Source organism: Lonsdalea iberica (genome assembly GCF_002111585.1).
Taxonomy (GTDB): Bacteria; Pseudomonadota; Gammaproteobacteria; order Enterobacterales; family Enterobacteriaceae; genus Lonsdalea; species Lonsdalea iberica.
Map to the genome: position 1 here is coordinate 91,260 of NZ_LUTP01000009.1, position 19,161 is coordinate 110,420.

Below are 19,161 nucleotides of genomic sequence, written 5' to 3' on the forward strand. Positions count from 1 at the left end.
GGGGGGTACTCAACGATAGTGGGGATGCCTGGGAACCAGGGCTGCCTAAGGCAGAAAAGAATTGGTACGACCGAGTGGACTCGAACCACCGACCCCCACCATGTCAAGGTGGTGCTCTAACCAACTGAGCTACGGTCGTACAGGGTGTTGCGCATAAAATCTAGAGATAACTCATTGATTAAAATGCTTTTTCTTGCGTTCCAGTAACTGGAATGGACGTCATTATGGACTGCTCCGGCATGGATGGCAAGCCCTTTGTTCCTTCTCTTATTCAAGTGTCGAATGTTTGGCCGACTTTCCGCTTAAGAGCGCATAAAGAGGGCTGGGGTGAGTAAAAAATGCGCTAATGTCGACATCCCATACCGGGCGCAGGACGAGCGTGGGGGGCTCACCAACTTCAACCCCGTGACATTGCCCAATACGTTGATAGAAAGGGGGAATCGATGGGTGAGATAAAAGTCAGATTGAGCAATAGATAAACGCACAATTAATATGCGACCAGAAAGTTCACTTGATGGGTAATAAGAGAGCAGACCAGTAAACACCAGATTTAACCTACCATAATTTTTGTTAAGTGCTATGGTTTATAAGAATTGTTTAAACGATAAAAATTCATACTGTTCGATTTAGCCGCATTTAAAACGGCTTTACTTGGCTTCTATTGCTTGCGGTATGGGGGTGGTAAAATAATGGACTACGCGTTCCTGGTTGAGAATGAAATCATTTCTTATTCTTTGCAGAATATCATTATCAGTAAAATAATGACGGATAGCGATAAATGTTTTGTCGCCGCAGATATCTGTGATTTAGTTAACAATCTACAGCAGGAAAAAGAGCAGGTATTTCTTATTGAAGTACTGCATGACTCCTCCATCATCTCTTCGTTGGTTGACGTAATAAAATACATCAATAGCAACAACAAGATTGTTATCTTCAAAGACAGTCAGCCTGACCGGATGTTTCGCTATATCAATTACGATGCGATTATCGATTTAAAAAGTCCGATCGTTGAAATTATCTCCAAAATACAAGACGTCACACACCACGACGCAGGCCCGTCCTGGGATGTCCAGCTGCAAAAGCTCTCTCCCAGAGAGCAACTGGTGCTTCAGTATCTCTTGAAGGGGAAAAGCAACAAGGAAGTGTCTGGCCTTTTATGTTTGAGTGAAAAAACGATTAGCTGCCATAAGCAAAGCATGCTAAGAAAGCTCAATATCAAAAGTATCATGGAAGCGTCTCAGCGTAGATAACCATTCATGTTGCTGCGAGAGTTGATTATTTAAATCGATAACTGTTTATGTTCATGTACACGCAAATAAAGTGCTTTTTCTTAGGGTGTCAGTTAACTCTGGTTGTTTGTCTCACGTGACATTTTATTTACAACATCTTTATAAGTGTGAATATTAATAGAGTTAAATATTGTCTTATCTATTTTAAATCGATGTTTTTCATCTTTATCTTAGAGAGAAAGATAGATGGGCGATGTTGAAATAATCAACTAATAACAATATTAAGGGGTTCTTCTCAGCCTCAAAGCTACGCCCGGTTATAAGGTGTGACGACGATGCAGTCAGTCTTCCCCATCTTATTCATGCAACAAAAAACGTGCTTACCCTTCTGCCTGTCTTAAGGGACAGTAGTGCCGACGAAATATCCTTGTCGGCACTACTGCGTATTGCTAGCGCTGCATTCCCCAGCGTTTGATCGTGACCCGTTCTATAGTGGCGAAGATCAGCGTTTCCACGAGCAGTCCAATGATGATGACCGAAGCCAGTCCGGCGAATACCCGGTCGGTATACAGTTCGTTGCGGTTCTGGAAAATGTACCAGCCCAGTCCGCCTTGTCCGCTGGACGCGCCAAAGACCAGCTCGGCGGCGATGAGCGTACGCCAGGCAAATGCCCAGCCGATTTTGAGACCGGAGAGAATAGAAGGCAGCGCCGCCGGGATCAGAATGTGCCAAACATAGCGTAACCCTTTAAGCCCGTAATTCCGCCCGGTCATCCTCAGCGTCTCTGAAACCCCGAGAAAGCCTGAATAGGTATTTAACGCCATTGGCCACAGTACTGAATGAATCAGCACGAAAATCAAACTTTGCGTGCCCAACCCAAACCACAGCAGCGCCAGCGGTAACAGCGCGATAGCGGGCAGGGGGTTTAGCATAGAGGTCAGCGTGGACAGCAGATCGCGGCCCAGCCGAGTGGAGACCGCCAGTGCGCTGAATGCCAGCGCCAACGCGGTTCCAATCAGATAGCCTTTCACCAGCGTGCTGATGGAGATGGCGATCTTGGCGGGCAGTTCGCCGTTACGGATGTCCTCAATAAACGCCGTCGCCGCCTGAGTAAATGTCGGCAGCAGCAAATCATTATTTTGCCAGCGGGCGGCGCCCTCCCACAGCAATGCCAGCAAGATCAGCAATAGTGACTTGCGGACGGCGCCCTGATTCCACAGGCGGTTTAGCCGCGGTAATGGCTGGGCGACGTTAATATCGGTCAGCGGAGCCAGTTCTCTCTGGTACTCCGGACGAACAGGGGGAAGTTGACTCATCGTAAAACCTTTCATGTAAGAGAAAAATTCAGCGCAAATGTTGTCCAGCCAGCGAACGAATGGGCGAGGGCGCCGAAGAGGTTGGCGCCGGGGCCACGGGATGACCCGTCGGAAATAGCAGATCGTGGATGCGTCGCGCCGCTGCCTGAAACGCTGTGCCGCCTTCATCGTGGTGAGAGAACTGATGACAATTGAGCTCCGCGCGCACGCGTCCGGGATGGGGCGACAGCAGGAGAATGCGGTTCCCGACCACCAGCGCTTCTTCAATCGAGTGCGTGACGAACAGCAGCGTGAAGCGCACCTCCTCCCATAGTTCCAGCAGCTCCTGCTGCATTTTGCGACGTGTCAGCGCATCCAGCGCGGCAAACGGTTCGTCCATCAGGAGTACCTTCGGTTTCATCGCCAAGGCGCGCGCAATGGCGACCCGCTGCTTCATCCCCCCGGACAGCGTATGCGGCCAGGCATTGGCGAAGTCCGCCAGTCCGACTTTCTCCAGATAGTACATCGCCTGATCTCGCGCTTCGGCAGCGGACAGCTTGCCGGTCACGAGAAGGGGGAACTGCGTATTTTCCAACACGGTTTTCCATGGCGGCAGTTGGTCGAACTCCTGAAAGACCATCATCCGTTCCGGACCCGGCTGCGAGATGGCCTTGCCTTCCAGCAGAATGCGGCCATCGACTGGCGGAAGAAAACCGCCGACGGCTTTTAACAGGCTGGATTTTCCGCAGCCGGAAGGGCCGAGCAGGATAAAGCGTTCAGCGGGGAAAATATCGAAGCTCACATCATGGGTGGCGCGCACCCGCCGTTCGCGAGTGGCGTATTCCAGGCCGACGCCCTCCACCTGTAGCAGTGGGACGTCGGGGCGGATCGTGGCGTCACGATCGTGCGATACATGTACTGACATCTTGGTTTCCTCTCGTTGTTGTCCACCACCAGTGAGGACGACGATGGCGCTCCGACGGCGCGTGAACGCCCGCCAAACCCGAAGGTCGGCAGGCCGTGGATCTCCGTGCCAGCGCCATTCAGCTGCCAGAATCGACGTGTGGATCGTCGAAGAAGTAATCCTTAACCGAGGCAGGATTGTTTTTCAGCGCGCCGACGCGGTGCATGAACTGGCCCAACGACAGCGTGTTTTGCGGCGTGATGCTGAATTTGGATTCAGGACTCTTGAGAATGCTCAGCAACAGCTTACGGTCGATTTTCGACTTGGTGATGCGAATAAAGGCATCTGCCGCCGCTTCAGGATTCCTGGTGGTGAAGTCCGCCGCTTCGGCTAGCGCATCGACGAAGATTTTGTAAGTCCGGGGGTTCTCTTGGCGGAATTTTTCTGTGGTGTAAAGCACTACCGGCGACGTTGGGCCGCCCTGCACGTCATAGGAGTTCAGGATGATATGTGCCTTGGGGTTGCCTGCCAGCTCCTGCTCTTGGAAAGGGGCGTTGGCGAAGTGAGCGGAAATTTCTGTACCGCCGCTGATAATGGCGGCAGTGGCGTCCGGATGCGGCACCGCGACTTGCAGCTTATCCAAACGGTTAAACGCCTTGTCGCCCCAACGCGCTGCCGAAGCCGCCTGCAGGAAGCGCGATTGCAGCGAGACGCCAACGGCCGGTACGGCAATACGGTCTTTATCAGTGAAGTCGGCGATCGTTTTGACGTTGGGATTCGTGCTGATGAGATAGTAGGGGAAACTGCCGGTGGCAAGCACGGCCTTCACATTCTGACGACCTTTAGTGCGATCCCACAGGGTAAACAGCGGGGCGATACCCGCGCCTGCGATATCAACGGACCCGGACAGCAACGCATCATTCACCGCCGCGCCGCCCGAGAGCTGAAGATAATCCACTTTGACGTCCAGTCCTTCGGCCTTGGCATGTTTCTCTATCAGCTGCTTATCCTGCGCCACGTTCAGCAGCAGGTAGACGATGCCGAATTGCTGTGCGATGCGCAGCTGGCCCTCCGCCTGAGCCTGCGTTGGGAATGTGAGGGCTGACGTCAACAGCGCGGCAGTGGTCGTCAAGCCCATAACAATACGGGGAAACCGCCTGGTGGGACGTGGGGGACTCTTCTGGTGTCTCATACTTAATTTCCCTTAAAAGTGTGTATGCCCTTCGGCCAGATCTCTCCGTTTTCAACGGCACAGGCGGTGTAAAATCGCGATGGCGAAAGTCATTATTAAGTCGTCGTGTCAATGACCGTCTTTTTATTCACTCTGTGATTCTGACCAATCTGAGGATTTTAAATAAATGTTTTTTATTACTTTAGTTTAATATACCCCGTTTTAATTAAGGTATAAGGCGCAGCATAAATGACCGCCTCTTCCTGGCTAAATCGCATTTTGTAATAAGCTAGAGGCAATGGTTATTTCCTGCGGAAAAGGGGTGTTTATACGTTAATACGCTGCTTTATTTGAACCACTCCCGCTATCTTATCCATAACCCCCTCCTTAGATTTGATTGTATCTATATGAAATTTAAGTTTTTTATGGCTATGGGATCTCAACGCGTCAATATTCTGGTTGTGCGACGGTCGCTAATTTCACTTTTATCGACAGTCATAAGGGTATTTGCTTATTTTGTTTTTAGTTATCTCTATTTCGACATAGACAATTGCCATAAAATACAATTGAGCTTAGCTAGCTATTCTCAACGTCAAACTTACCGGCCTTGAAGTCTGCTGCGAAATAACGAAGGTGGGATAGGCGAAGATATTAAGCGTCGATAATGAAAATGGATTTTAGGTTTGAACGATGCATTTCCGCCTCGCGGGTCTTTATGCGCCTGCGCCCTGACTACTGTCTGCTGTTTCAATAGGCGTCCTCCCACTCGTCGAAAAAGCGAATAAATAAAAATGCAGACGAATATTTACTCCGACACCGCAATCGCCTTATACGCTAGCCTTGTTTGCAGATAAAAAATAACACCCGCCTTCCAAACCCCTCTCTGGGGAGATAATGCTTCCAACAATTCAATAGTAATCATGGCTGGATAAGTTCGTGTTTTTTTCACCGCCGTAGCGATAACAGTGAAATAATAACCATGTGTAAACATCTTTTATTCCTACGTGCACGTTTAACGAAAGTTAAACCAACTCGTTTTTTTATAGGAATTTAACCCGAGGACATATGACAGGAGCCGGGAAATCGCACAGAGTTATTTTACTCAAGGGGGATTGTTTCGGAGGGTTATCTAACTTTGAAAGTGTAACGCAATATAAATAAGAAGCGTGAGGCGAAAATGAAATATGAAAACAGGAAAATGTACTGTTCGGAAAATAAAAATGCATGGGGATATGATTAATCCCGTTGCTTGCGTTTTTTTTGCCTCTGCTGTAGCGGATGGGAGGGAGAGAGGGAAAACCTGAGGTTTTGATGTAACTAATTGTATTTGTTTGTCTATTTTTCAATTCTTGTGGTCGGGTATATACGCTGATCCGGATATTAATCAGATGTGGGCAATATAAAAAAAAAGGTGTTTTCGTAATAGAACCATCGCCGTTAATTAATGGTTTTGCAATTTGTACTTTTATTAAAAACAATCAAAAATAAAATCTGATGATAATTTGGTCAGGCATTTTATTTGCGCTTGATTAAATAAATTTTTTATATCTATCATAGAAAAATAAAAATGAATGAACGTTATTTCTTACCCTTTGGGTATTATTTTTTATGAGATTTCCTCGTGAAATTATTACACCGGGATTTTAACTCCAAGTTATTAAGCTACGTCAGTGGCGAAAATTGAGACCCATTAAAATCTAATTTCTTGACGAAATTAATGGGTGAAATCTGCGTGGTAATGAGAAAGAGGAATGTATTATGCCTGAAAAGGAACCCTGTCCACTGAGCGCTGCCCAACAGGAAGTTTGTTTCGCTATCGCAAAAGCTGAACATAATCTGAATTATCATTTATGTGACGTGCTTGAATTTAAAGGGCAGCTTAATCGTGATTTGCTTATTCAAGCGATTAACACTGTGTGCCGCGAAGTCGATACCACGCACACTCAATTTGAAGTAGACCCCGCGTCTGGGCAATACGTGCAATATGTCGTGCCTTGCCAGACGCACGCTTACGTGCAGTATGTTGATCTTTCCGCCGAACACGACTTTGAACCAGCCTATCAGGCGCGGCTCGATAAGCTCCTGGGGCGAGATATGGACCTGGCTCATGCACCGCTAATCCGCTACTGCCTGGTCAAGATAGCTGACGATCAGCATCGCCTGATAGAGATGGGAACGCACTTGATCCTGGACGGTTATAGTCATGGGATATTATTCCGACTGCTGGCGGAGCATTACGGACAGCTGCTGCGCAATGAACCCCCCGCGCCACTGGTGCTGGAGCCGTTGAAACGGGTGCATGAAGTGGAGCAGGTTTACCGTAAAAGTCCTTCTTATATAAAGGATCAGGCCTACTGGCGCGATTATTGTCTGGCCTTGCCGGAAGTCACGCAGCTGGTGCCGGGCAATGTGCCGCTGACTAAGCTCAACCGCCTGCGTCAGCGTTACTCCGGGGAAAATCTGGAGCGCCTTAGAACCCTTGCCTCGGTCAACTATCCGGAATTACGTTTATCAAGCATCCTCATCGCAGTGTGTGCCGCCTACCTGCATAAAATGACGGGGCAGGACGAACTGGTTGTGGGCATGCCCGTCGCCGCGCGAAAAGCGAAAGCGCTGCGCAACATCCTGTCGATGGTGGCCAACATTCTTCCGTTACACATCTCTTTCTCTGCCGATTCCACGATAATTTCCGTCGCGGCGGCTATCCAGCGGCAGCTGCGCCACCACTTGTTGCACCAGAACTACCGTTCAGAATCGATGATCCGCGATCTTTACGCCGAGCGCGGACACAAACCACTGTTTAACACATTGATCAATGTGATTGCCTACGACCAGAGCGCCCACTTCGACGGCTGTGAGATGTCGGTGGATAATGTGGCCTGCGGGCCGGTAGAACATTTAAGCTTCAATATTTTCGACCGCAACAGCGACGGTCACCTGGACTTCGGGTTCGATGCCAACGCAGATTTGTATCCGATGGACGGATTGGCGTTGTATTACCAGCGGCTGATTTCTCTGCTGGAGCAGTTTGTGGACGCGCCGGAATCGCGGGTGGCGGATTTCGATCTGTTATTGCCCGGAGAGCGTGAACGTGTTTACCCGTTGCCGCCTCGCCCGGATGCGTTGCCGCTGTTCCCCGCAACGTTTGCCGAGTCGGTACGGTCTTATGCCAATGAGATTGCGCTGGTACAAGATAAACGTCAGGTCAGCTACGCCGAGTTGGACGAGGCTTCTAACCGCTTGGCGGCGCATTTGCGGGAGCGGGGCATCCGCTCCGGCGACGACGTAGCCGTTATTGTCGCGCGTAGCGTTGAGTGGGTGGTGACGATGGCCGCCCTGTTCAAACTGGGGGCCTGTTACATTCCTATCGTGCCCGAGTTGCCGGAAGGCCGTATCCGCTACATTCTTGACGATGCGAAACCCGCCGCCGTAATAGTCGTCTCGGACAGTCCGCTGAACGCCGGCGTCGACCCGTCCATCGTGCTGCGCCTGACGGCGGAGAGTCTGGCTGCGCTGCCGCCCGCGACGCATCCTCTGGCTCGTTTCGACCAGTCCACGCTGGCCTACCTGATCTATACCTCCGGCTCCACCGGCAGACCGAAAGGCGTGGAAGTCACCCATCGTAATCTGGTGTCGATTGCCGGTTCGGCGATAGCGGCGGCGAAATTACAGCCTGGCGTTCGAGTGTTGCAGTTTATCGCGGCGGGCTTCGATATGTCGGTATTGGAAATCTTCATGACGCTGCTTTCCGGCGCGACGTTGGTGATCGCGGACAAGGTATCCGCCACGCCGGGCCGGGCGTTGGCCTCGCTGATCAAAAGCAAAAACATCCATGCGCTGGTCATGACGCCCAGTCTACTGGCTTATCACCAGACGGAGGATTTCCCGCAGGGTATGACGCTGTTGCTAGGGGGCGAATCCTGTACGTTGGCGCTGTTGGCGCGCTTCTCCCACTGTCGTTTGCTTAACGTCTACGGTCCGACGGAAACCTCGTTCGCCACCTCGATTAACGCCCATTACGGCGCCGCCGATCTCTCGATTGGCGCCCCCACGGCCAACACGCGTCTCTATGTCGTGGATCGGAATCAGCGCCTGCTGCCGCCGGGCGCCTGGGGGGAGCTGTATATCGCGGGGCCGGGCGTCGCCAGAGGTTACCGCAACCGCCCGGATCTGACGGCTGAAGGCTTTGTCCCCGACCTGCTGGACTCCGAACGCAGAATGTACCGGGCGGGTGACCGCGTGTTCTTCGATCATCAGGGACTCATTCACTATCAGGGCCGAAAAGATAATCAGGTCAAACTACGCGGTCTGCGCATCGAGCTGGATGAAATCAAGAATGCGCTGCTGAGTTGTCAAGGCGTGGAAGATGCGGTGGCGATGCTCAAGGAGCTTGCCTATGGTCCGGCGATTGTCGCCTACGTCGCCAACAGCCAGTTGGAGCTGGACAGCGAAACCCTGAAGCTGGCCGTCGGCCGTCAACTGCCGCAGTACATGGTGCCTAGCGTGATTATGGTGGTCGAATCGTTCCCGCTGACGCCTAACGGCAAGCTAGCCGTTCGCGAACTGCCTGCGCCAATCATGCAGGATAAAGTGGAACTGTCGCCGCCGCGCACGCAGGAAGAGGAGTCGCTGTGCCGCCTGTTCGCCACCATCCTTGAGTGTGACAAAGTCTACGCCAACCAGAACTTCTTCACGCTTGGGGGACATTCGCTGTTGGGCCTCCAGCTGATTAACCTGATCCGGGACGAGTTCGGGGTGCAGTTGGGCATCACCGATTTTCTCTCTTCGCCCACGCCGCGACAGCTGGCGCAACGCCTCCGAATCGCAGGCTGTGCCGCCGACCCGTTCGATCCTATTCTGCCGTTGCGCACGACGGGCGATCGTCCGCCGCTGTTTTGCTTCCATCCCGGCGGCGGGATTGGCTGGGCGTTTGCGGGTCTGCTGCCTTATCTGCCGGACGACCAACCGGTCTACGCATTACAGTCGCCGATCCTCCAGGATCCGACGCGCGTCATTCATTCCATCGATGAAATGGCGGTTGAATATCTGCGACGGATCCGGACCATCCAGGCGCACGGCCCGTATCAGCTGGCAGGGTGGTCGGTTGGCGGCAATGTCGCCCTGCGCGCCGCCAACCTGCTACAGGCTGCGGGCGAGGAAGTCAGCTTCCTAACCATGTTCGACAGCTACCCGCTGCAACACGGCAGGGCGTCGCTACGATTGGATGACGAGACCATCATCACGCGGATGACCCGGGCTATTTCGGGCGCGGCGCGTGGTGGAATGAAAGGGCTGAAGAGTGCGATGGAGGAGGCGCTCGGGAATGGCAACATTCGTGAAACGTTCCTGACGCGTCTCATCGGAGACTCCACGCTGATGTTGGATCTGCTGGAGAAATGTCGATATCAGCCCTTCCACGGCGATCTGCTCTTTATCCGCGCCTCGACCGATATTCTGAGATCGCAGGAACAACAGCCGGAGCTTTGGCGCCCCTATGTTACGGGAAAACTGATTCAGTATGACGTTGATGCGACGCATGAATGCTTGCTGCAACGCCAGTATCTACAACAATTTGGGCGTCAGTTCGCCGAGGAACTGTTGAAACATCAGAACTGTACCGCCTGAGCTTCTAGGGTAAAGCGTCACTTTAGTTATCGTCGTTCAGGTCAGGGCGACCTGAGCGGCGAAATTTTTATCGTTCGCCAGGGAAAGAGACACAACACGACGGACCGGCTATCCTCTCCGTCATTCAATGAATAAGGTTATCGCACCGTAATAAAGCTTCAGGCTCCGACGATTTCCGCCGGAGCCTGAGGCTTTTCTCATTAGTGGCTCTTCATTCCTGCCGCGGTCATCATCATGCGAAACAGTAGAGAGACCACGCCTAGCGCCAGAATACTTCCTGACCAGATAAGCACCATCCACAGCAGCCGCTGCCACAACGGCGCACGGGGAGGGGCAGTGTTGATTTCAGCCATATTGCCTCCGCATTTTTGTTAGTGGTAACCCGCATCCGGTTTGATTTTTCCCCGGAAGACGTAATAGCTCCAGAAGGTATAGATCAAAATGATCGGGATGATGACCAGCGCGCCGACCAGCATAAAACGCTGGCTCTGTGGGGGAGCGGCGGCATCCCACAAGGTAATGGCCGGGGGAATGAGGTGCGGCCAGATACTGATGCCGAGTCCGCTAAAGCCCAGAAAGATCAGCCCCAACGTCAGCAGAAACGGCGCGTAGTGCGCATGTCCTTTCACCGCGCGGACAATTCCCCACGAACAAGCCAGTACCAGCAGAGGCACCGGCGCAAAATAGAGCAGGTTCGGCATCACGAACCAACGCTCGGCGATAGCGCGATGCTCAAGCGGTGTCCACAAGCTGATGATGGCGAGAATGACCAGCAGCGCGGCCACCAGCGGGGTCGCCAGTGCGGACATTTTACGATGCAGTTCATGCTCGGTTTTCATAATTAGCCACGTGCAGCCCAGCAGCGCATAGGCCACGACCAGGCCGACGCCGCAGAACAGCGGAAATGGCGACAGCCAGCCTAATGCCGGACCGGTGTAGGTGCGTTCCGTGACGGCGAAACCGTTGAGAAACGCGCCGACGACCACCCCTTGACTGAAGGTCGCGAGCAGGGAACCGGCGATAAACGATTTATCCCAGAATGGGCGGTGCGCGGGGGTCGCCTTAAAGCGAAACTCAAAGGCGACGCCGCGAAAGATGAGTCCGATCAGCATAGCCGTCAACGGGATGGCGAGCGCATCGGTAATCACGGCGTACGCCAGCGGGAATGCGCCGAACAGCGCCGCCCCGCCCAGCACCAGCCAGGTTTCATTGCCGTCCCACACCGGGGCGACCGTGTTGACCATCATGTCGCGCTCCCCGGCATCCTGATTGAAGGGAAACAGAATGCCAATGCCAAGATCGAAGCCATCCATCACGATGTACATGAGGGTGGCGAACACGATAATGGCGAACCAGATAAATGGAAGATCGATAGTCACGTTATTCCCCCTCTTCGGTCGTTAACGGTTCACGACTTGCCGACAACGGTCTTGACGGCGTTTGCGGTTTGCCTGGTCCGCCTTCCGGCGTGTGGGTGCCTTCACCCGTCTGCGGCCCTTTCTTGATCAGGTGCATCATGTAGACGTAGCCGATGCCGAAGACGGAGCAATAGACTGCGATAAAAGCGAGCAGGCTGATGCTCATATGCAGATCGCCGTGCGCGGAAACGGCCGCAGAAGTGCGCTGGAGACCGTAGACCACCCACGGCTGACGTCCGATCTCCGTGGTAAACCAACCGGCAAGAATGGCGAGCAATCCGGAGGGCCCCATCAGCAACGTAAACCATAGAAAAGGACGTGACTGATAAAGACGGCGTTTGATGCGCAGCCACAGGCTGATTAGCCCCATCAGAATCATCAGCAGGCCCAGAGCGACCATGATCCGAAACGACCAGAAAACGACCGTGGAATTGGGGCGGTCGGCTTTAGGAAAGCTTTTTAACGCCGGCACCTGTTTGTCCAGACTGTGCGTCAAAATCAGGCTACCCAGATAGGGAATTTCCAGCGTATATTTCGTCCGTTCTTCGTTCATGTCCGGCAGACCGAACAAGATTAGCGGGGTGGCTTCACCTGCCCGATTTTCCCAGTGACCCTCGATGGCGGCGATCTTGGCAGGCTGATATTCCAGCGTGTTAAGACCATGCATATCGCCCAGCATCGCCTGAATTGGCGCGACAATCAGCGCCATCCACAGCGCCATCGACAGCATGGTGCGGATAGCCGGGGTATCGTTGCCGCGCAGCAAATGCCATGCGGCCGAAGCGCCGACGAAAAAGGCGGTGGAGAGGAAAGCCGCCGTGGTCATATGCAGCAGACGGTAAGGGAAGGAAGGGTTGAAGACGACGGCAAACCAGTCGACCGGCACGACGACGCTGTTGATGATCTGGTATCCCTGCGGCGTATGCATCCAACTGTTCGACGCCAGTATCCAGAACGTGGACATCAGCGTCCCCAGCGCCACCATGCAGGTGGCGAAAAAGTGCAGCCCCGGTCCGACGCGGTTCCAGCCGAACAGCATCACGCCAAGGAAACCGGCCTCCAGGAAAAAGGCGGTCAGCACCTCATAGGTCAGCAGCGGGCCGGTAATACTACCCGCATACTCGGAAAACCCGCTCCAGTTGGTGCCGAACTGATAGGCCATGACCAACCCAGAGACGACGCCCATACCAAAATTAACGGCGAAGACTTTCGACCAGAAATGGTAAAGATCTCGATAGTCCTCGTTGCGGCTTTTGAGCCAGAGCGCTTCCAGCACGGCCAGAAAGCTGGCTAAGCCGATGGTGATGGCGGGGAAAATAATATGAAAAGATACCGTGAACGCGAACTGTATCCTTGCAAGATGAAATGCATCTAATCCAAACATGTCTCGCCTCATTACTGAATGAACATCTCCGTTTCCCCCCTTTTGCCGCTCAATACCCAGACAAACAGCAAGGCAAAAGAGAGGGATAGCCTAATCTTAGGCCGGATTTGTGTATCCAGAGTGGCAAGTGTCCAAATACAGGCTTAAATTTCGACGTAAACAGGGGTCTTCAAGCAGCGAGCAAGCGTACGGTCAGGGACGCGAGGGAAGCCCCTGGCCGACGCGGGTGGGAAACTAGGGCAGAAAGCGACAACATTCCAGATCCACATTGGGCACAATGGCGCCAGGCGAGAGAGAGAGCAGGAACTGGACACAATTCACCACATCGGCAGTCTGAATTTTGTCCACCGCCATAACGCCCGGAAAGTCGCGCGCCATATCAGTATCAACAAAGGCGGGATTGATATTAGAGACCTTGATGTTATGCGACAGCAGGTCCAGCTTCAGTGATTCGGAAAATCCGAGCAGCGCACGCTTAGATGCGCTGTAAGCGCCAATGCCGGGCAAGGCTCTTCGCGCTGCGTTGCTGACGATATTGAAGATGTACCCCGCCCGTTTTTTTTCATGGCAGGCAGTACGGCTTGAATAAGCTGAACCGGCGCAAGAAAATTGACGGCGGTCAGTTGCGCCAACGGCAAAGGCGTAATCGCCTCGGTTCCGCCGTGGAATATTCCTGCGTTATTGATAAAAACTTCAATACTGGGCTCGTCCTCCAGTTTTCGGCAGAGGGACGCGACTTCCTCGCTATTCGCCAAGTCCGCCTCGAGCAGCGTGATGCGGCAGGTCGGAGACAGACGTTCCCATTCGCGCTGTAAGCGCTCACCGGCTTCGCGGTTGCGTACTATCGCGATGAGGTCGTATTTCCCTTGCTGAATAAATCGGGTCGCCAGCGCTTTTCCAATTCCGCGCGACGCGCCAGTGATAACGATAGATGAAGTCATGAACGGCCTCCGTAGCTATAACGCTGGATCCAAGATGGCAGTAGAGGGAATGTGGTCAGCAAATCGTCCTGCTGCGCGATGACTGAGTCAAAAATCTCCCAGCCGGGAACCACGAACTCGCTGACCAAGCCGAACTCGGCATCGGCTGAAAGTTCGGTCGATTTCCATACGCCGCCGTCGGCGATGAGTTGCAACCGATGTCCCTGTTCAATATCGGGACCGAGAATATGTTCTTCGGTCGTGCCGTCGGGATGGATGAATCGATAAATCAGCGGTCCCCCCGAGTGATAAAAGTGCATGATTGGCGACAGATTCTTATGGAAGTAACCAATGGGGCTCTCTTTGGTCAAAAGATAGTAAATGCAGGTGGACAGGTGCCTTCGGCCATCGTTGTGCTCACGGTCGGTCTTGATCAGATCCTGAGCGCGATGCGTCTCGTCGTAGTAGCCGCCTTCCGCATGTTTTTTCAGCGACAGCGTTTTAATAAGCATTTTCGTGGTAATAGCGGACATGCCTGTTCTCCTGGTTAGCGCGCCTGTAGCTGTCGCGTGTCGGTCGAAGCCGCATCTAGCGGGTAGGGCATGTTTTCAAACACCTGTTCGTGGTAAGGATGCCACCCGATATTCTCGGCCAAAGCGCTACGAAATGGGCGCCCGTGCGCCAGGCAGTCAAGTGCATACGAGAACGTATATCTGGGCTGCCAGTTGAGCCGCCGGACCGCTTTTTGATTGACGTACACCCGGTCGATACGATCAAACAAGCGCCAGCCCAGCGAGTCATAGATATCGCGATAATACGGGAACAGCGAGCCGACGACGGCGTCCGCATCCTGATTGAGGCGTAGGCAGTGCGCTCTATTAAAAGGCGTGCTGGTGCTCAGGATAAACGTGTCGAAGTACGCCTCGGGCTGATAGGCGAGGGCGGCGGCCAGATGGGCATTCACCGCATTTTCGATATCTATGCGCCGATATAGCAATTCATTGACTTTGGCGTTGTCGTTGCCATAAGTGTTGCGGACGTCGGGGTTATCGTCCTCTTCATAGAAAAAACGAGAGACTCTAAGTACAACGCAGTTGAGCCGATAATTCCGCGAAAAAATGCGGCACAGCTCTTCGCCACCCAGCTTCGTCACGCCGTAAATATTTTTGCTTAAGATGCGCTCGCTTTCATCAATCCAGCTGGCGGGCGAACTGGCTGCGGGTGACAGCGTGTCACCGTACACGCTCGTCGTGCTGGAGAAGATGAACGATTTGACGCGATGGGTTTTAGCGCTTTGTAATAAATTGTACGTGCCTAATGTATTGGTTTCGATAAATTCGCTGTGGGGGTGGGTCGCGATATGTGGCTTATGAAGTGCCGCAGTATGAAATACGATATCCACGTCCTTCATGCATTGGTCAATTAATGATTTATCCGTGATGTCACCAATGATATTGGTATTTTCGGGTTGTCGCCGGTCAAAGCCAATAACATTAAATCCTCTTTCCCTGCATTTCATGGAGAGGGCTGCACCAAGATTCCCGCTACTTCCCGTAACAAAAATATTCATGCTTAACCTCAATTTAATTCTCTATCGATAGCCGAGAGTGAACTCCTAAAATGGGCCGCATTTCAGGAGGGTAAAAATGAAGGCGTAATGAATGCATGGTGCAACAAGGGATTGATATCCTGTCTCCCATGTGTTGATAAGTTTATCTTATGTATGATTCGTATTCTGTGGGTATGAGATTTATCTGAATGAACGCTGGAAGCCCATGTATGGCAGGGCGTTGGTGGAGCATTAAAGCTATGTCCTTACCGGATTCTCCCTTTTAAGCATGAGGTTGATTACCGATAGGGTGGAAATAAGAAAATCGCGAATGGAGCGAAAGATCTTGTTATTCGCTAATTGATAAAGCTTATGTGAAATAGGTGTAATTAAGCGATGAATAATAAAAATAAATATTGCCATTCTAAGTAAGGTGATTCGTTTTTGTTGAGGGGTTTTCTTATTTCCATCAGATTGGTGTGGCGCTGTCGTTATGTTATCGCCATGTCCTGGTTATTAGCGCCGCCATTGTTTATATTTCACAGCCCCCATTATATGCTCAACAGATCGATTTTTTGAGAATGAAAAAATAAGACCTCACGGCATGAGGGGGAATCACCTCCGACATAGCCTGTTCACCATCTTATCCGCCTCAAGGGCGGTCATCTCACGCCAGGAAGCATGGGTGCGATTTAACATCCTACGACCGCCCGCGTAAATACTGTCCTTAGGGAGGCTTGCGCATCACGCGCGTTGCTGGGATCAGCGCTACGAACCCGATAATGCCCGCTATCAGCGCCAGCAGGGAAAACCCGCCTTGCGTGATGAGGAGACCGCCCAGCGCGCTACCGGCGCCGATGCCGATATAGATGACCGCGCTGTTGATCGCCAGCACCTGCTGGGACGCGGCGCCCGCCAGTCCCAGCAGCCGGTGTTGGATGGGAACCAGATACATATAGCTGACGATGCCCCAGCCCGCGCCGAGGGCGATCGCTGCGACAGCCGAGTCCCGCATCACAACCAGCGCGACCAGCCCGGCCGTTTGCAGTGCGATGACGCTGTTAAGCACGCCCTCCGGCCCCCAGCGATCGGTCAATATCCCCGTGGCGATGTTACCGAGCACTGAGCCAATGCCGTAGGCCATCAACACTAAAGGCAGCACCGGCATATCGCCCAGACGGGTATGGGCCAGCAGGACGCTGATGTAGGCGTACACGGTAAACTCCGACGTGACGACCAGCAACGTGACGCAGAACAGCCCCCAGACGGCGGCGGGAAAACGGCGCGATCCCTGCGTGAAGCGCGGCGCGGCGCCATGTCGGGCATCGGTGGGGGCCAATAGCATGAACAGCAGGGCCAACGCCAGCGTGCCGACGAACACGAGGCTATAAAACGCCCAGCGCCAGTGCATGGCGTGTGACATCCAGGCAATCAGCGGCACGCCCAGTGCCTGCGACATCGTCATGCCGCCGAAGATCAGCGCCAGCGCGACGCCTTTTCGACCCGAAGGCATGCGCTGAGCGGCCAGCGCGGTCGCGGTCGGCGTGAACATCGCCGCGCCCAAGGCGGACAGTATGCGCCCGAGCATCAAGACGTTGAAGGTCGTACTCAGGGCGCTTAGCCCATTGCCTGCGATAAAGCAGGCCAGTGATAGCAGCAGCACCCATTGAGGCGGCCACGCGCGAAGCCACCAGGCGCTCAGCGGTGCGAACGCGGCGTAGCAGAGAGCGGAAACGAACACCAGCCTGCCTGCGGTAGCGGCAGGGATCGCCAGGTCGACGGCGATGTCATGCAGCGCGCCGATGGCGACAAAGGTATCCAGGCCGATGGCGAACGCACAGAAGGTCAACGCCAGCGGCATCAACCGAGCGCGCAGCGCGTCGACGGCGCGCGCATGGGGGTCAGGAAACATGCTGCGGCGCGTTCAACTCGGGATAAGGCATGGCGATGATCTCCCCTCGATAGCGCGCTCGCGGACCATACAGCAGCCATGTGGTGACGACTTCGCCGAAGGTCTCCAGAAGTTCAATGCGATCGGGGTTCTCGGTGGCGACGAAGGTGTAGGCCAGTCCCGCATCGTACTCGCCCGCCAGCAGTTTCGCCGCCACGACCGGTTTGGACGTTTCAAAAATAACTTCATCCCAGTCATCGACATTGATATAGCCCAGCGTAGGTTCCGGCAGCGCCAGTTGTCGCGGATGTTCGACGTCGCGACGTTTGAGCAATGCCAGAGGCTGGGTAGGGAAAATAAAGGTATCCACAACCGGAAGTCGTTCGCGGTAGCGCTCAGTGACGATGTGAACCTGATGATGGGCGCTGCACTGCAGCAGGTAGGCATCGCCATCATCGACGGCCTGTTGGCCTGCGGCCACGAGGTCATCGACCAAAATGATCTCGGCCTCCGCCTCCGGCACGTTCTGGAAGCGCAGGTAGTGCCGCAGGGCGTTCTCATGGCAGGTGCCGGTGGGCCCCAGGGTGTAAATCCGTAACATGTGTGAGATCTCCTTCTCAGTGCGGTTGCGCGTCGCGATCATTGTTAATGATGTTGTCTTCCAACCGGCAGGCCTCGTCGATAATGCGTTCGTAGAGAGCGATCGCAAACTCAGGGGCGAGCCATGATTCGCCGCGCGTTCCGCACACCGCTGTTTCACGGCCTCGACCCGACCCGGCTGCATCATCGGGATGTTGTGCGTACGTTTGTATGCGGCGACCTGTGCGCAGATATCAATACGCTGGGCGATGAGGTTGATAATGGCGTCGTCCAGCGTGTTGATTTGGACGCGGAAAGGCTCCAGTCCCTTAAGCGGGTCGTGTGGATGAGAGGCGTCGGTTTGGGTGTGGGATCCGCAGAGGCCATCCGCCAGGGCGAAAGCGCAGTCGGACAGGGCGCTCATGTGATATCCGCCTTCTTGTACGAAGCAAATCGGCACGTTAGCTGCGGCGAACCGCTCGCCTATCGCGTGGAAGATCTTGGGCGAAAGCCCCCAGATTCCATGAGGATCGCCGTCGATGATATCGAAGCCGACGCTGACGACCAGCGAGCGAGATCCCGCCGAGAGGGCGTCGTTGAGCACGTCGTCCAGCGCGGCCAGATAGGCGGATGCCATGGGCGGGGTCTCGAATCCGATATAACGATGCGCAGGATGGGCTGGCGCGATGGCGTGACGATACGGAAAGGTCTTCTCGCTCACCGCATGCAGACTGTAAAAACGAATATCCGCATGATCCGACAGGACGTCGCTTGTGCCATTGCCGACGTGATGATCGATATCGATAACGCTGACTGGCCCGAGTCCTTCGTCGGCCAGCGTGCGTGCGGCGAGGGCCGCGTTGTTGAGATAACAGTAGCCGCCCAGAAAGTCTTTCCCGGCATGGTGGCCCGGTGGGCGGCAGAGCGCGTAAGTATAGTAGGCCTGACGTTGCGTCAGACCCCGCGCGGCAAGCAGGCTGACCACGGCTGAGGCCTCCGCCCGCGGATAACAGTCAGGGTCCAGTAGGGTATTCTGCACGATGTCCGGCGCGGCGTAGCTTTGCGCCATCGCCTGGGCATGGGCCGGATCCCGGGGCGGCTGGACGTGACGAAGTCCATTGAGGTAATGAGGATGATGGAGTCGCGGCAGTAAAGCCGTCAGCGTCGTTTTTGCCGCCTTCACTTCGTCCTGAGAC

The 19,161-nt window shown here is 53.9% G+C and carries 15 protein-coding genes and 1 tRNA gene; 2 read left to right on the forward strand and 14 right to left on the reverse strand.

The annotated features are described in order from the left end of the window. Positions 1-62: 62 nt before the first annotated feature. A tRNA-Val gene (locus tag AU511_RS05425) sits at positions 63-139 on the reverse strand. 550 nt (positions 140-689) lie between these two features. On the opposite strand from AU511_RS05425, the gene AU511_RS05430 reads away from it, so the two are divergent. After that, positions 690-1,250, forward strand: a complete 561-nt coding sequence (locus AU511_RS05430; RefSeq protein ID WP_094099809.1) for a helix-turn-helix domain-containing protein — start codon at positions 690-692, stop codon at positions 1,248-1,250. Positions 1,251-1,678: 428 nt separating this feature from the next. Here AU511_RS05430 and AU511_RS05435 read toward each other — a convergent pair whose 3' ends face one another. The 4 genes from AU511_RS05435 to AU511_RS05450 all read right to left on the reverse strand — a co-directional run bounded on the left by AU511_RS05435 (position 1,679) and on the right by AU511_RS05450 (position 5,590). Further along, positions 1,679-2,545, reverse strand: coding sequence for an ABC transporter permease (locus tag AU511_RS05435; RefSeq protein ID WP_094109028.1), 867 nt, complete (start codon positions 2,543-2,545; stop codon positions 1,679-1,681). A 28-nt stretch (positions 2,546-2,573) separates the two neighbouring features. Beyond that, on the reverse strand, positions 2,574-3,449 hold the full coding sequence (locus AU511_RS05440) for an ABC transporter ATP-binding protein (protein WP_094109029.1): 876 nt from the start codon (positions 3,447-3,449) through the stop codon (positions 2,574-2,576). Positions 3,450-3,567: 118 nt separating this feature from the next. Further along, positions 3,568-4,566 carry an ABC transporter substrate-binding protein gene (locus AU511_RS05445; RefSeq protein WP_240503768.1) on the reverse strand — a complete coding sequence of 333 codons (999 nt, stop codon included), beginning with the start codon at positions 4,564-4,566 and terminating at the stop codon, positions 3,568-3,570. Between the two features lie 838 nt (positions 4,567-5,404). Beyond that, positions 5,405-5,590, reverse strand: coding sequence for a hypothetical protein (locus AU511_RS05450; protein ID WP_094109031.1), 186 nt, complete (start codon positions 5,588-5,590; stop codon positions 5,405-5,407). Between the two features lie 767 nt (positions 5,591-6,357). Here AU511_RS05450 and AU511_RS05455 point away from each other — a divergent pair. Beyond that, positions 6,358-10,224, forward strand: coding sequence for a non-ribosomal peptide synthetase (locus AU511_RS05455; protein WP_094109032.1), 3,867 nt, complete (start codon positions 6,358-6,360; stop codon positions 10,222-10,224). A gap of 200 nt (positions 10,225-10,424) precedes the next feature. Here the strand turns inward: AU511_RS05455 and AU511_RS05460 are convergent, their stop codons facing one another. The 9 genes from AU511_RS05460 to AU511_RS17535 all read right to left on the reverse strand — a co-directional run. After that, a complete protein-coding gene (locus AU511_RS05460; RefSeq protein ID WP_072000241.1) occupies positions 10,425-10,577 on the reverse strand; it encodes a DUF2474 domain-containing protein in 153 nt (50 codons plus the stop codon). Between the two features lie 18 nt (positions 10,578-10,595). After that, positions 10,596-11,603 (reverse strand): cytochrome d ubiquinol oxidase subunit II, encoded by a 1,008-nt coding sequence (cydB, locus tag AU511_RS05465; protein WP_094109033.1) that lies wholly within the window; start codon positions 11,601-11,603, stop codon positions 10,596-10,598. Position 11,604: 1 nt separating this feature from the next. Beyond that, positions 11,605-13,026: a cytochrome ubiquinol oxidase subunit I gene (locus tag AU511_RS05470; RefSeq protein ID WP_094109034.1), complete on the reverse strand. Its 1,422-nt coding sequence runs from the start codon at positions 13,024-13,026 to the stop codon at positions 11,605-11,607. A 234-nt stretch (positions 13,027-13,260) separates the two neighbouring features. Beyond that, positions 13,261-13,533, reverse strand: coding sequence for an SDR family NAD(P)-dependent oxidoreductase (locus tag AU511_RS17980; RefSeq protein ID WP_176222596.1), 273 nt, complete (start codon positions 13,531-13,533; stop codon positions 13,261-13,263). Then, entirely contained in the window at positions 13,470-13,967 is a 498-nt protein-coding gene (locus AU511_RS05480) for an SDR family NAD(P)-dependent oxidoreductase (protein ID WP_094109035.1), read from the reverse strand. Before AU511_RS05480 ends, AU511_RS17980 begins: the two co-directional genes overlap by 64 nt. Next, positions 13,964-14,479, reverse strand: coding sequence for a cupin domain-containing protein (locus AU511_RS05485; protein WP_094109036.1), 516 nt, complete (start codon positions 14,477-14,479; stop codon positions 13,964-13,966). The genes AU511_RS05480 and AU511_RS05485 overlap by 4 nt, the downstream gene beginning before the upstream one ends. 14 nt (positions 14,480-14,493) lie before the next feature. After that, positions 14,494-15,516, reverse strand: coding sequence for an NAD-dependent epimerase/dehydratase family protein (locus AU511_RS05490; protein WP_094109037.1), 1,023 nt, complete (start codon positions 15,514-15,516; stop codon positions 14,494-14,496). Positions 15,517-16,222: 706 nt separating this feature from the next. Continuing rightward, positions 16,223-17,407 (reverse strand): MFS transporter, encoded by a 1,185-nt coding sequence (locus AU511_RS05495; protein ID WP_094109038.1) that lies wholly within the window; start codon positions 17,405-17,407, stop codon positions 16,223-16,225. Then, positions 17,397-19,161 (reverse strand): chorismate mutase (locus tag AU511_RS17535; protein WP_205756426.1); only part of this gene is annotated, 1,765 nt, incomplete at its 5' end. The genes AU511_RS17535 and AU511_RS05495, both read right to left, overlap by 11 nt.

Excerpts from the sequence above, each read along its gene's own strand:
- AU511_RS05430 (WP_094099809.1), top strand. The coding sequence starts at position 690 with ATGGACTACGCGTTCCTGGTTGAGAATGAAATCATTTCTTATTCTTTG.
- AU511_RS05440 (WP_094109029.1), bottom strand. The coding sequence starts at position 3,449 with ATGTCAGTACATGTATCGCACGATCGTGACGCCACGATCCGCCCCGAC.
- AU511_RS05495 (WP_094109038.1), bottom strand. The coding sequence starts at position 17,407 with ATGTTTCCTGACCCCCATGCGCGCGCCGTCGACGCGCTGCGCGCTCGG.
- AU511_RS05435 (WP_094109028.1), bottom strand. The coding sequence starts at position 2,545 with ATGAGTCAACTTCCCCCTGTTCGTCCGGAGTACCAGAGAGAACTGGCT.
- AU511_RS05450 (WP_094109031.1), bottom strand. The coding sequence starts at position 5,590 with ATGTTTACACATGGTTATTATTTCACTGTTATCGCTACGGCGGTGAAA.
- AU511_RS05460 (WP_072000241.1), bottom strand. The coding sequence starts at position 10,577 with ATGGCTGAAATCAACACTGCCCCTCCCCGTGCGCCGTTGTGGCAGCGG.
- AU511_RS05455 (WP_094109032.1), top strand. The coding sequence starts at position 6,358 with ATGCCTGAAAAGGAACCCTGTCCACTGAGCGCTGCCCAACAGGAAGTT.
- AU511_RS05480 (WP_094109035.1), bottom strand. The coding sequence starts at position 13,967 with ATGACTTCATCTATCGTTATCACTGGCGCGTCGCGCGGAATTGGAAAA.
- AU511_RS05490 (WP_094109037.1), bottom strand. The coding sequence starts at position 15,516 with ATGAATATTTTTGTTACGGGAAGTAGCGGGAATCTTGGTGCAGCCCTC.
- AU511_RS05485 (WP_094109036.1), bottom strand. The coding sequence starts at position 14,479 with ATGTCCGCTATTACCACGAAAATGCTTATTAAAACGCTGTCGCTGAAA.
- AU511_RS05445 (WP_240503768.1), bottom strand. The coding sequence starts at position 4,566 with ATGGGCTTGACGACCACTGCCGCGCTGTTGACGTCAGCCCTCACATTC.
- AU511_RS05470 (WP_094109034.1), bottom strand. The coding sequence starts at position 13,026 with ATGTTTGGATTAGATGCATTTCATCTTGCAAGGATACAGTTCGCGTTC.